This window comes from Polaribacter sp., assembly GCF_039939415.1.
Lineage (GTDB): Bacteria > Bacteroidota > Bacteroidia > Flavobacteriales > Flavobacteriaceae > Polaribacter.
This window is the reverse complement of record NZ_JBDVJE010000037.1, coordinates 24,684-38,081: the sequence shown is the minus strand read 5'-3', so window position 1 is coordinate 38,081 and position 13,398 is coordinate 24,684. Positions and strand designations below refer to the sequence as shown.

General features: G+C 27.2%; 13 protein-coding genes. 7 read left to right on the top strand and 6 right to left on the bottom strand.

Going from position 1 to position 13,398, the window contains the following annotated elements:
- The first annotated feature begins 5 nt into the window (after nucleotides 1-5).
- From ABJG40_RS05805 to ABJG40_RS05780, 6 genes are all read left to right on the top strand, one after another.
- Nucleotides 6-299 (top strand): F0F1 ATP synthase subunit epsilon, encoded by a 294-nt coding sequence (locus ABJG40_RS05805; RefSeq protein WP_348023630.1) that lies wholly within the window; start codon nucleotides 6-8, stop codon nucleotides 297-299.
- A gap of 325 nt (nucleotides 300-624) precedes the next feature.
- Nucleotides 625-1,191 (top strand): hypothetical protein, encoded by a 567-nt coding sequence (locus ABJG40_RS05800; protein WP_348023629.1) that lies wholly within the window; start codon nucleotides 625-627, stop codon nucleotides 1,189-1,191.
- Nucleotides 1,192-1,798: 607 nt separating this feature from the next.
- A complete protein-coding gene (locus ABJG40_RS05795; RefSeq protein WP_348023628.1) occupies nucleotides 1,799-2,551 on the top strand; it encodes an ATP-binding protein in 753 nt (250 codons plus the stop codon).
- A complete protein-coding gene (locus ABJG40_RS05790) occupies nucleotides 2,548-3,192 on the top strand; it encodes a response regulator transcription factor (protein ID WP_348023627.1) in 645 nt (214 codons plus the stop codon). The genes ABJG40_RS05795 and ABJG40_RS05790 overlap by 4 nt, the downstream gene beginning before the upstream one ends.
- Nucleotides 3,193-3,212: 20 nt before the next feature.
- Entirely contained in the window at nucleotides 3,213-3,608 is a 396-nt protein-coding gene (rbfA, locus tag ABJG40_RS05785) for a 30S ribosome-binding factor RbfA (RefSeq protein ID WP_348023626.1), read from the top strand.
- A 15-nt stretch (nucleotides 3,609-3,623) separates the two neighbouring features.
- Nucleotides 3,624-4,826 carry an ABC transporter permease gene (locus tag ABJG40_RS05780; protein ID WP_348023625.1) on the top strand — a complete coding sequence of 401 codons (1,203 nt, stop codon included), beginning with the start codon at nucleotides 3,624-3,626 and terminating at the stop codon, nucleotides 4,824-4,826.
- 2 nt (nucleotides 4,827-4,828) lie between these two features.
- Here ABJG40_RS05780 and dusB read toward each other — a convergent pair whose 3' ends face one another.
- The 5 genes from dusB to msrB form a co-directional block, all read right to left on the bottom strand.
- Nucleotides 4,829-5,830 carry a tRNA dihydrouridine synthase DusB gene (dusB, locus tag ABJG40_RS05775; protein WP_348023624.1) on the bottom strand — a complete coding sequence of 334 codons (1,002 nt, stop codon included), beginning with the start codon at nucleotides 5,828-5,830 and terminating at the stop codon, nucleotides 4,829-4,831.
- Nucleotides 5,831-6,087: 257 nt separating this feature from the next.
- Nucleotides 6,088-7,032, bottom strand: coding sequence for an aldo/keto reductase (locus ABJG40_RS05770; RefSeq protein ID WP_348023623.1), 945 nt, complete (start codon nucleotides 7,030-7,032; stop codon nucleotides 6,088-6,090).
- 13 nt (nucleotides 7,033-7,045) lie between these two features.
- Nucleotides 7,046-8,602 (bottom strand): protein adenylyltransferase SelO, encoded by a 1,557-nt coding sequence (locus ABJG40_RS05765; RefSeq protein ID WP_348023622.1) that lies wholly within the window; start codon nucleotides 8,600-8,602, stop codon nucleotides 7,046-7,048.
- On the bottom strand, nucleotides 8,599-9,135 hold the full coding sequence (gene msrA, locus ABJG40_RS05760) for a peptide-methionine (S)-S-oxide reductase MsrA (protein ID WP_348023621.1): 537 nt from the start codon (nucleotides 9,133-9,135) through the stop codon (nucleotides 8,599-8,601). The genes ABJG40_RS05765 and msrA overlap by 4 nt, the downstream gene beginning before the upstream one ends.
- The gene (msrB, locus tag ABJG40_RS05755) at nucleotides 9,128-9,589 is read right to left on the bottom strand and encodes a peptide-methionine (R)-S-oxide reductase MsrB (RefSeq protein ID WP_348023620.1); all 462 of its coding nucleotides are present in this window, start codon (nucleotides 9,587-9,589) and stop codon (nucleotides 9,128-9,130) included. Before msrB ends, msrA begins: the two co-directional genes overlap by 8 nt.
- Nucleotides 9,590-9,779: 190 nt before the next feature.
- Between msrB and ABJG40_RS05750 the strand changes: the two genes are divergently transcribed.
- Complete coding sequence (locus tag ABJG40_RS05750) at nucleotides 9,780-10,985, top strand: Pycsar system effector family protein (RefSeq protein ID WP_348023619.1); 1,206 nt, start codon at nucleotides 9,780-9,782, stop codon at nucleotides 10,983-10,985.
- Between the two features lie 5 nt (nucleotides 10,986-10,990).
- Here the strand turns inward: ABJG40_RS05750 and ABJG40_RS05745 are convergent, their stop codons facing one another.
- Complete coding sequence (locus ABJG40_RS05745; RefSeq protein WP_348023618.1) at nucleotides 10,991-13,375, bottom strand: GAF domain-containing protein; 2,385 nt, start codon at nucleotides 13,373-13,375, stop codon at nucleotides 10,991-10,993.
- Nucleotides 13,376-13,398 lie beyond the last annotated feature (23 nt).

Sequence of the window (13,398 nt, the reverse complement as noted above, 5' to 3'; positions counted from 1 at the left end):
GAAATATGTATTTAGAAATTGTAACACCAGAAGCTATTTTATTTTCGTCGGAAATTGATTCAATGTCAGTGCCTGGTGTTAATGGTGAGTTTCAAATGCTAAATAATCATGCACCTGTTGTATCTAATTTAAGAGAAGGAACAATTAAAATTCATATACATAATCAAACTAATTTAGAATTAGATGATTTAAGTGGAAAGTTAGTTCCTGACTCTGCAGATGATAAAATTTTAACACTACTTATTAATTCTGGAACATTAGAATTAAATGATAATAAAGCAATTATTTTAGCGGATTAATCTTTCTGAAATTAAAAAATAAAAAAGCCTCAAAGTAATTTACTTTGAGGCTTTTTAGTTTTCGGAAACATCTTTTTAAATTGATGTTTTTAGCAATTTCCCCTTAATATATATTCTTTTATATATTGTTTACAAAAATTAGTTTTTTTATTGTTTTTTACTAAGGTAAAAACCCTGTAATATTGAAAGGGAAAAACACCCTTAATAATATAAAATTATATTTTAAAGTGTTTATTATTAAATAGATATGAATTATTTTTTAGTTTGTTTATTATGTAATTATTATTAATTGTATATTGAGAATAAATTTACTAAAACTAATCTAATGAAATTTTATACTAAAAATTTATTTTATTTTTTATCTTTTTTACTAGTTTTTTCTTCTTGTAATCAAAAACAGGATGATGAAAAAATTAATGTGGAGAAACTAAAAAATGCAACAATAACTTATAAAAGAGCTGCCCAATTACAAAAAGAATATATAGATACAAGAGCAACTATTCTAAATAAACATTTAAATAGCATAAATCATTTTAAACAGAAACAAACACTTGTTAAAGAAGATAAATTTATTGAAGATGTAAGAGATGTTACTTTTGATTTAAATACATTAAAGCAATACATTGCTTATGTTGAAAAAGAAGCAAATAAGAAAGGGTTAAAAGGTTTAGGTTTAAGGGTGTATTTGGGAGCATACTCAACCAATGATAACGATCCTCGAGTTAAAACACCTGGTTTTTCTACAGTTTTCTTTTTGCCAACTCATCAACCTAATGAAGAAGAAAGCAATGCTAAAAATTTTTATTTTTGGCATCATGATAAAGTTATTGATGGAATAGATGGTTTAAATTTTGGAAGTGGAACACCACCGCCAAATAATTTAAATAATTAATGTCTAAATATATATCTGCAATTATAATTTTATTTGAGATAATTACTGCTTTATTGGCTCTAATTAATTTTTATAAATACAAAAATACGTATGAAAAATATTTTTTATATTTTCTTTGGGTGGTTGTGTTAATTGAAATTGTTGGATATGTTTCAAATAATTATTTTCATAAAGTAATTACTCCTGTTTATAATATCTATCTAATTTTAAGTTTTATATTTTATTTTTATTGGTATTTTAATATTATAAAGAGTATTAAACAGAAAAATATTATCAAGTTTTTAAGCGGAATTTTTATTATAGTATCCTTAAAGGATTTAATCTATTCTGATTATAATTTTTATTTTTTTACTACTTTCATTGTTGGAGCTGTAATTATTTTAATTTTGTCTTTTTTTTATTTTTCACAATTATTAAAGAGTGATAATGTATTAAATGTTTATCATAATTTACGTTTTTGGATAGTAACTGGTTTGATGCTTTTTAACATTGGTATGATACCTTTTATGGTTTATACAAATGAATTATTTTCATATAGTATTGTTTATATGAGTGTTTTACTGAGCTTAAATTTTGTTTTATATTTTTGTTATTCAATCGGATTCTTATGGTGCAAACCAGTACAATAAAAATATTTTTAATTACTTCTTTATTAATTGTATTAATGGTAGGTGCTGTTATTATTTTATTTGTTGTTTTTCAAAAGCGAAAAAACACATTGTTAAAAGAACAAGAAGAAGCAAAAAAAAGGTTTGAACGTGAAATTGCCGAAACTCAAATAGAAATTAGAGAAGAAACTCTTAGAAATATTAGTTGGGAGTTGCATGATAATATAGGGCAACTCTTAACTTTAGCAAAAATTCAATTGCAAAGTGCTAATGCAAACAATTTACAATATGTTTCTCAAACAATTTCAAAAGGATTAACAGAAGTAAGAGCTTTATCAAAATTGATAAACCCTGAAGCAATTAAAAACATCAATTTAAAAGATGCTGTTCAGTTAGAAATTGATAGGTTTAATAGGTTAAACTTTATTAATTCAACCTTAATTGTTTCTGGAACAGAACAAATAGTTGATAAAAAATCTAGTATAATAATGTTTAGAATTTTGCAAGAGTTCTTTTCAAATACAATAAAACATTCTAAGGCTTCTAATTTATGGGTTCTATTAAATTTTAAGGAAGATGAATTATTAATTGAAGCAAAAGATGATGGGATTGGTTTTTTAACATCAGATATTAAACCTAATGGTATTGGTATAGAAAACATTAAAAATAGAGCAAAATTAATAGGTGCTTCAGCAGTTTTTACATCAGAAAAAAATGAAGGTACAGTATTAAAATTAGTATATAAATTATGATAAAATATTCAGTTGTAATAGTAGATGATCATACACTGCTTTCTCAAGCAATTGCAGCTATGGTAAATACTTTTGAAAAATTTAAAGTATTATATACGTGTAAAAATGGGCAAGAATTAATTGATAAATTTTCTTCTTCTGCTAAATTTATTCCAGATGTTGTTCTAATGGATATTAAGATGCCAATAATGAACGGAATTGAAACTACAGAATGGATATCAAATAATTATCAGAATGTAAATGTAATGGCACTTTCTGTAGAAGATGATGATTCAACAGTTTTAAAAATGTTAAAAGTTGGTGCTATTGGCTATCTGTTAAAAGATACTGAAAAATCAATTTTAGAAAAAGCACTTATAGAAATTGTAGAAAATGGCTTTTATCATACTAAAAGTGTTACGAATTTGTTAATGAAATCTCTTTCTGGTAAAGGAAAAGAGGAAGTTAAATTAAATGAAAGACAGACTACATTTATAAAACTTGCATGTTCTGAACTAACCTATAAAGAAATTGCTGATAAAATGTGTTTGAGTCCTAAAACTATAGATGGTTATAGAGATGTATTATTTAGCAAATTAGATGTGAAAAATAGAGTAGGTTTAGTTATGTATGCTATTAAAAATAAAATTTACACTCCATAAAAAAAGTGTAAATTTGCAACATGGAAGAAACGAATAGACAACGTAAAATAGCTGGAGTATTACAAAAAGATTTAGTTGATGTTTTACAAAAAGCAGCTCAAGAAGGTATGAAAGGTGTTATTATTTCTGTTTCTAAGGTTCATGTAACTTCAGATTTAGGAGTTGCTAAAGTTTATTTAAGTGTTTTTCCATCTGATAAAAGAGATGAAATTATAAATGGTGTTAAATCTAATACTCCATTAATTCGTCATGAAATGGCTTCAAGAACAAAACATCAATTACGTAGAATGCCAGAATTGTTATTTTATGGAGATGATACTTTAGATTATATTGAAGAAATAGACAAGTCTTTAAAAGGTGAAGATGAAAACCCAATAAAAAACCCAGATGTTTTACCTAGACGTCTAAAGAAATAAATTCATAATTATCATTTGAATTTTCCTTTATACATAGCCAAAAGATATTTATTTTCTAAAACCAGTAATAATGCCATTAACATTATTACAATCATTGCTTCGTTTGGAGTTATTGTTGGTTCTTTAGCTCTTTTTATAATTCTATCTGGTTTTTCGGGTTTACGTACTTTTAGTTATAGTTTATTAGATGTTTCAGACCCAGATATTAAAATTACCACAACAAAAGGAAAATCTTTTTTATATACTTCAGATGTAAATAATATTTTAGAAAATAACACTTCAGTTAAAGCAATTTCTAAAATTGTAGAAGAACGCGTTTTCTTAGAGTATAGTGATAAAAACGAAATTGCTTACATAAAAGGAGTAGAAGAAAATTATACATCTATTACCAATATAGATTCAGTAATTAATATGGGTAATTGGTTATTTAAAGACCAACCTAAAACGGCAGTTATTGGTAATGGAATTTCAAGAAAACTTTCATTAGGGATTCATAATTTTGGAGAACCATTAAGTATTTTGGTACCTAAACCAGGAACAGGATTCATAAATCCAATAAATGCTTTTCATACATTAGATGTACAAATTGTTGGTTTGTATTCTGGTACCGAAGAATTTGAAAGTAAATTTGTATTTGTGTCTTTAAAAGATGCAATGCAATTATTAAAATTTAAAGAAAATCAAATTACAGGAATTGAAATTAAGTTAAATGAAAATATTGATGCTGACCTTTTTCGTGATGAAATTCAAGCTCAGTTAGGAGATCAATTTAAAGTGCAAACAAAACAACAATTAAATGAAGTTTTTTATAAAGTAATTAATACAGAAAACTTTGTATCCTACTTAATTTTTACATTAATAGTAATCATTGCTTTGTTTAATGTAATTGGTGCAATTATAATGATGATTATCGATAAAAAAGAAAACTTAAAAACACTATTTAGCTTAGGAGCAACAGTAAAAGATATTAAAAGAGTTTTTGTTTTACAAGGATTTTTGTTAACAGTTTTAGGGATGTCTATAGGTTTATTTCTTGGTCTTATATTAGTCTTAATTCAACAAAAATTTGGATTGTTTATGATTACTCAAAATTTACCATATCCAGTAGAATTTAAATTTTCTAATCTTTTAATAGTTATTGCAACAATTATAATTTTAGGTTTTATAGCTTCAAAAATTGCAAGTAGTAGAATTTCTAGAGAATTTATAGAAAAGTAAAATTATTCAAAATCAGGAATAATTGCATTTCCAAATTTAGTTTCCACTTCATCAAAAGCAGCAAAAACATCTTTTGCATCATCAGAAGTAACCATTTTCATTCTATATTCTTTAAAATGCGGAATTCCTTTAAAGTAGTTAGTATAATGTCTTCTAGTTTCAAAAACTCCTAAAACTGGTCCTTTCCAATCAATAGACATTTGTAAATGTCTTCTAGCCATTTCTACACGTTGAGCAATGGTTGGCTTAACTAAATGTTTCCCTGTTTTAAAATAGTGTTTTACTTCATTAAAAAACCAAGGATAACCAATAGCAGCTCTACCAATCATACAACCATCTAAACCATAAGAATCTCTCATTTCCATTGCTTTTTCTGGTGATGTTACATCTCCATTTCCAAAGACAGGAATATGCATTCTTTGGTTATTTTTTACATCAGCAATTGGTTTCCAATCTGCTTCTCCTTTATACATTTGTGCACGTGTTCTACCATGAATAGAAATTGCAGCACAACCCACATCTTGTAAACGTTCTGCAACTTCTACAATTCTAATAGAATCATGATCCCAACCTAAACGTGTTTTTACAGTTACTGGTAAGTTTGTGTGTTTTACCATAGCTTCTGTAAGAGAAACCATTAAATCGATGTCTTTTAAAATTCCTGCTCCAGCACCTTTAGAAACAACTTTTTTTACAGGACAACCAAAGTTAATGTCAATAATATCAGGATTTGATTTTTCTACAATTTCAACTGTTTTTAACATCGACTCTAAATTGGCTCCAAAAATCTGAATTCCTACAGGGCGTTCTTTTTCATAGATGTCTAATTTCATTACGCTTTTTGCAGCATCACGAATCAATCCTTCTGAAGAAATAAATTCTGTATATACTACATCTGCTCCGTTTTCTTTGCATAAAGCTCTAAAAGGAGGGTCAGAAACGTCTTCCATAGGAGCTAATAATAAAGGAAAGTCAGGTAATTCTATATTGCCAATTTTAATCATGAGGCAAATTTAGGATATTATTTTAATTAACGTGAGTTCGATGTAAAATAGATGAGTTATTAGTATTAAAAAAGTAGAATATTCATTAATTTATTATACTAATATATGTTGATCTTTTTTAGATTTTTTTTGATATCTTTCAAAGTTAAATTAACAATCTTCTCTTTATCCATCCTGTCAAATATAGCAATTTCAGTACAAAAAACGTTGGCAAATAGAGTTGATATTTAGGTAACTAACTACTGACCTTTAAATAACTAATTCCATTGTAATTTTTTTCTTTCTGACCAGTAAAATTCTGGAGAAATGCTAAAAGAATTTAGTAACTCAATTTCTGAATTAGTAAGAGTAAATGAATTTATTTTTAAGTTTTCTTCTAGTTGTTTAGAAGTACTTGCGCCACTTAAAACAATGCTATTTGCTATAGTCTGCTCACAATACTTCAAAGAAATTGCATCTACACCAACTTTGTGTTTTTTAGCGATACTTTCTAAAATAGTATACATGTCATAATAATGAGGATACTTTTTATTTCTAAAAATGCGTCCATTTGCTAAAGCTTCTTTTATAACAATTGATTTATTTTGACTTTGTAATTCTTCAGAAATTTCTGATAAACTTTGATCTAAAAAGTTATAAGTCACTTGAAATAAATCAAAAACTTGCTCCCCATCAATGTAAAGATCTAATGCTTTTTTAATTACTTCAACTTGATTAATACCAGTTGTTGTTAATCCAATTTTTAAATTGTGTTCTCTTTTTAAAAAGTATAATTGCTCTAAAACTGCCTTGTTTTCTAAAACTCCAGTTTCTAAAGTTGCAGAATGAATTTGATACACTTTTAAATAAGGTAGTAATTGTTTAGAAAAATTCCACTGTTCATTTAATTTAGATAAACTATGTTCTTTTACTTCATGCACTTTTGCATTTGCATCAAAATTTGCAGTATATGTATAACCCCATTTTGTGGCAACTATAATAGAATTATCGTTTTTGGTTTGTAACCATTCTAATACTAATTCTTCTGCCAATCCATAACCTGGAGCAGTATCAAAATAACGAATTCCTGAATTATAAGCATTTTCTAAAACCAAAAAACTTTGTTTTCTAAATTCAGTTAAGTTGGAGTTGTCACAAGTTTCTTGACGAACATTTATATATTGTGGTCTTCCTAAAGCAGCCGTTCCTAATCCTAATTTCATGTTTTTTTATTTTTTAAGAGCTACAAGATAACATTGAACAACCTACTTTGTTTCTTGCCCATTCTGGTCTTTTTGCAAACCATTTTCCGTTTTCTGGTTGTTCAGAATATGGTTTTTTTAAGAGTTGAAATAACTCGTCTATTAAAGTGTAATTACCTTTATTTGCTTCATCAATTGCCATTTGTGACATATAATTACGTAAAACATATTTGGGATTTACAACATTCATTTTTTCTTTTCTTTCTTCGGATGAAACTCTTTCAATTTGAAGTCTTTTATCATATTTTTTGAACCACAAATTCCAATTGTTTTTTACTTGATCAGAAATATTTTCGAAGTCGTAAAATGATTCTTTTATCAATTGTAAACCTGATTTTTCATCACTAAAATCACTTAAATTTCTAAAGAAAATTGTCATATCAGTTTCTACTAACTGTAAATTGTCTTCTAAACTTTGAATCAGTTTTACATCATCTTCATCAGAAGTAAATAATCCTAATTTCGATTTCATCATCTGTAAAGATTTTATTTCAAAATCAGTTTTATATTGCTCTAAAATTGCATTTAAAGGTTCCACTTCTTCAATGATAGGATACAAAGCATTTGCAAGTTGATACAAATTCCACAAACCAATATTTGGCTGATTCCCATATCTGTAGCGTTTGTGTTGTCTGTCGGTTGTGTTTGGTGTCCACCCAAAATCAAAACCTTCTAGCCATCCGTAAGGTCCGTAATCTATGGTTAAACCTAAAATAGACATGTTGTCTGTGTTCATCACTCCATGTACAAAACCTACTCGTTGCCAATCAATAATCATTTTTAAAGTACGCTCAGAAACCTCTTTAAAAAAGTTGATATAAGTTTCTTTGGATGGTTTTCCTAAATGAGCAAAATGATGTTTTATGGTATAGTTTACCAGTTTTTTTAAATTTTCTACGTCTTTTCTTGCTGTAAAAATTTCAAAATTACCAAAACGTAAAAAAGAAGGTGAAACTCTGGCAACAATAGCACCTTTTTCATAAGCCGGATTTCCATCATATAAAACATCTCGTAAAACAGCATCACCAGATAAACTTAACGATAAAGATCTTGTAGTGGCAATGTTTAAATGAAACATGGCTTCCGCACATAAATATTCTCTAATAGAAGAACGTAAAACCGCTAAACCATCTGCAGTTCTAGAAAATGGAGTTTCGCCTGCACCTTTTAATTGTACTTTCCAGTTTTTATTTTGATGATCAATTTCAAATAAATTAATAGCTCTTCCATCACCTAATTGTCCTGCCCAATTGCCAAATTGATGTCCGCCATAACACATTGCAAAAGGTTTGGTGTCTGGATAAATTTCATTTCCAGTAACAATATTTTTAAAGAATTCTGATTGAGTTTCTTTTTCAGAAATACCCAATTCAGAACTCATTTCTTGCGAAACATGAATTACTTTTGGATGGTTTGTTTTCTTCGGATGAACATAAGAAAATACAGCTTCAGTAACTTGTCTACGTGAGTTTTCTATAACTGTGTCTGCAGGTAATTCAGAAGTAAAAGTGTTTTTTATGTTTAGTTTCATGCTAATTTATCAGAATGTAATTTTCTCAATTTAGATAATTTTGGTGCAATTACAAAACTACAATACCCTTGTTGGGTGTTTTCTCTATAGTAATTTTGATGCTCATTTTCAGCTTCATAAAAAATAGGTAAAGGACTAATTTCTGTAACGATTTTATCATTATAATAAGGTTGGATTTGTTTCAAAACTTCTTCAGAAATCTTCTTTTGATGATTATTATGATAATAAATTACTGATCTGTATTGGGTTCCTCTATCTGCACCTTGTCTGTTTAAAGTTGTAGGATCATGTGTTGTCATAAAAATGACTAATATGTCTTCAAACGAAATGATATTTACATCAAAAGTGATTTGAATTACTTCTGCATGCCCTGTTAATCCTGAACAAATTTCTCTATATGTAGGTTTTCCTGGAGCATTACCACCAGCATAACCAGACACAACTTTTTCTACTCCTTTTATTTCTTGGAATACAGCTTCTGTACACCAAAAACAACCACCACCTATAGTTGCTAATTGTAAATTTTTAGTCATTTTTAGATGTTCCTTTTTCTAATTGCATAGACTCTGAATTGATACAATAACGCAATCCGCTAGGTGCTGGCCCATCAGGAAAAACATGACCTAAATGTGCATCGCAAGTATTGCACATTACTTCAACTCTAATCATCCCAAAAGAAATATCTTTATGATATTTTATGGAATTTTCTGTAATTGGTTGTGTAAAACTTGGCCAACCAGAACTAGAATCAAACTTAATTGTAGAATCAAATAAAGGGGTGTTGCAGCAGATACAGTTGTATTGTCCTTCATCATAAATACTGCATAAAGCACCAGTATGTGGTCTTTCTGTACCTTTTTGTCTTGTAATTCTAAATTGCTCTTCAGTTAAAAGCCCTTGCCATTCTTTTTCGGATTTTTCAACTCTTTTATCTGGAGTTGGGTTTCCTTTTATTGAGAAGTTGATTACTTCTTTCCAAGTAAGCATATTTTATTATTTTCTTTTCTAAATTAGTATTGTATGCTAGCAGTATTTTTAGACGTAAAAACACTCGTTACTTTACAAATTACACTTAACTTGTAAAGTTTGAAAGCAATTCTTAAATTTACGACGAATATGAGCAAGTTATTGAATGATATTATAATTTCTTCTTATTCTTTAATAAAATAATTTTACAATGAGCAAATTAATTGTTGAAATAGAAAAGTATGTGTTTAATCTTTTAAATATTAATTTAGAGAGAAAATATGTATACCATAATTTGGCGCATACACAAAGAGTTGTTGATAGTGTTAAAGAACTTATTGAAAATTTAGAAATTGATAAAACAGCTGCAGAGAATTTAGAAATTGCTGCTTGGTTTCATGATACAGGGTTTATTAAAACAGTAGAAAATCATGAGGAAGAAAGTGTTAAAATTGCTACAGAATTTTTAAAGAATCATAAAGTTTCTGAAAATAGAATTGAAGTTATTTCGAATCTAATTTTAGCAACTAAAATGAATCATCAACCCAAAAGCAATCTTGAAAAAATTATTATTGATGCAGATTGTGCTCATTTAGCATCTAAAAATTTTGAAGATTATACTTCGTTATTAAGAAAAGAATGGGAATTAACTGGTTTTAAAAGTTTATCTGAAGCAGAATGGATTGCTAATAATATTAAATTTTTTACAGAAGAGCATAGGTTTAATACAGTATATGCATTAAAAAAATGGACTAAAAGTAAAGAGAAAAATTTATCTAAATTATTTAAAGCTCAGAGAGCATTAAAGGATGAAATTAAAAAATTTAATCAGAAGCAAGAATCTATAGAACTAAAAAAAGAAAAAGGAAATGTACCAGAACGTGGTGTTGAAACCATGTTTAGAATTGCGTTAAAAAACCATATGACTTTAAGTAATATAGCAGATACTAAAGCCAATATTTTGTTGTCTGTAAATGCTATTATAGTTTCTTTGGCATTGTCTAATTTGTTACCAAAATTAGATAATCCTTCTAATAGTTATTTAATTTTACCTACAGTTATTTTTATCATTTTTACTGTTGCTTCTATTATACTTTCTATTTTAGCAACCAGACCAAATGTTACACAAGGAGAGTTTACGAAAGAAGATGTTGCTAACAAAAAAGTAAATTTATTATTTTTTGGAAACTTTCATCAAATGAAATTACCAGATTTTGAATGGGGCATTACATCTATGATGAAAGACAAGGATTATTTATACGGTTCTTTAACTAAAGATTTGTACTTTTTAGGATTAGTTTTAAATAGAAAATATAAAATTCTTAGACTAACGTATACTGTTTTTATGATAGGTATTATTATAAGTGTTTTGGCTTTTGCGATATCATTTAAAATGCAAGAAATAAAAGGTTTTTAATAATCTTAAGCTTCAATTTCTTTAATTAAATCATTAAAAGTGATAGTTTTATTTTCATCAAAATCTTTCTGATAAATTACTTCAGTTCTTAATGCTTTTAAGCCAGTAACACCTTGTAAATCTTCTAGTTCTAAGAATTCAATTTTTCCAAGTTGATTTTTTGATTGTAAGTAATTAATATACTTTATATATTCTAAAGCATCTTTATCTTGAGAATAAACAATTGCAATTTTACCAGGAACTGTTAAACGTTCTTTAGTTCCTTTTATATTTGCCTTGTCAATACGTTTTTTTATGATTTCGTATCTAATATTATAAGCTCCATCAACATCAAATTGCTTTTCGTCCATTCTAAATTTTATTGCCATAGCATTGCTGTGAACAAGAATTAATGAGGCAACACGTAAATCATATTTCATGTTCTTACGTTCGTAAAATGCAAGGTTTTCCATTTCACATGTTGTTTGTAGTTGCCACAATCTAAGATTGTATAAGTATAAACTATCAAATGTTTTTTCTTTTGTAATAGACTTACCTATGTACATATTGTATTCTACTCCGTCAGTTTTATATCTTTCAAAATAATGAGGAAACATGTCTTGCGCTTGTTTCTGTTTACTATCTAAAAAATTAGCTAGTTTATCATTTAAAAGAGTTACACTTTTTTCATATTCTTTCCTTTTTTCATAAACCACATTTAAATTTATATCTAAACGATTCATATAGATACTAACTTTTTCTGAAAGTTCTGAATTGATGTCTTTTATATGATTAAAAACAGGATAGATTTCTCTATTTAAAAAGTCTAAAATAGTTACTTCATCTCCGGCATTTAAACCCTTTTTAACATCTTTTAAATAAGAAGAAACCCTAAACATTAACTCATTGTAAATAGGGAGTTTTTCTGTTTTGCAAGCATCTTTTAAAACAGAAATAGCTAAAGAGAGTTGAGTGGTTAAATCTTCTTTAATGGCTAAGTTTCTTGCGTTAGAAGATCCTTTTATATCACTTTGACCAAATAAAGGATAAACATCATTAAATACAATTTCATCTAATTTTGCATTGTCTTTATTTTGAGACTCTGTATAGTATTTTTCTGCAGCTTCATAAAAACGCCATTTTACAGAGTTGTGTATTGAGGTGTAATTTTCTTGTATGGTTGCTTCTAATACGTTTTGATGTTCTTCTGAAAATCTTTTAACAGCAGCTTTAAAAACAGGAATAATATCTTTTAACTTGTTAATAGTTATAGAGTTTAGTTCGTATGCTCTTGGTGAAGCTAATTCTAATAAAGCTAAATCTCCTGTTTTAGATGCTTTTATTGGTATTAATATAATACTTTGTATATTAGATTTATGAAGATTTTTATAAAACCCATTATAATTTGTTTTTTTTCCATATTCTTCAACATCAGAAATTATAAATGTTTTATGTTCTAAAAATATTTTTTGCATAATACCATTGCAAAAATAACCTGAATTACAACTAATTTCAGCATCATTTAAAATTAAGCTATCTGGCTTATTTGTTTTAGTTTCACAAACTTTTGCGTTAATATTATCAAAAAAAGAAAAACCTAGTTTTAGATCTTTTATACTGTAAAAATCTCTTAAATTACTTTGAAGTTTAGGAATTAGATTTTCACCTCCTTCTAATAAGTTTGCTTTAATAGAAGAAAGCATTTCTTCTGAAGTTACATCAAATAAACTAACAAGACCAAAGCCTTTAAAAATATAACTGTTTGGAGGAAATTTCTCTTTCCAAAGATCTATGTTTTCGAAATTATTGAGTAGTTCTTTAAAGTCGTTATCATTTAGTAAAGGAGCATTTTTTGTTGCATAAACTTCAGAAAAATCTGCGTTAAAAGCTACTCTATAAGATTTCATTGTTCCAGTTGTTTTATCTGGAATATCGAAGTAAAAAGGCCTTTTTAAATCTATTTTTTGCCCATATATAAATGCTAAAATAAATGTACATGCCATTACATACATTGTGTCATCTTCGAAATTACGCACTTTTAATTCGTAATCTTCTCCTGCATTATTTAGTATGTTTTGAAACCTATCTGTAAATTTAAATGAAGTAAAAGAGAAAGGAATACTTGCCGCCTTAATTTCGTTTAATAATAAAGATTCAGGAAATAAAGGATTTAATAATAGATTTATTTGCTCTTTATATGTTTGTAATAGCGAATAATCTGAAAAACCATCATTTAATTCTGGATGTTTTTCAAACAACTTAATCATTTTTAATGAAGCACTATGAAAAGGATGATTTTTAAATTCCTTTTTGGCATACTTTTCAAATAAAACAAAAACTTTCTTAAAAGAAATTTTTAGTTGAAGTGGTAACTCAACTTCTGAAACTGAATTAGATTCTATAATTTTCATGTCTTATTAGTAGTAAAAAGGTT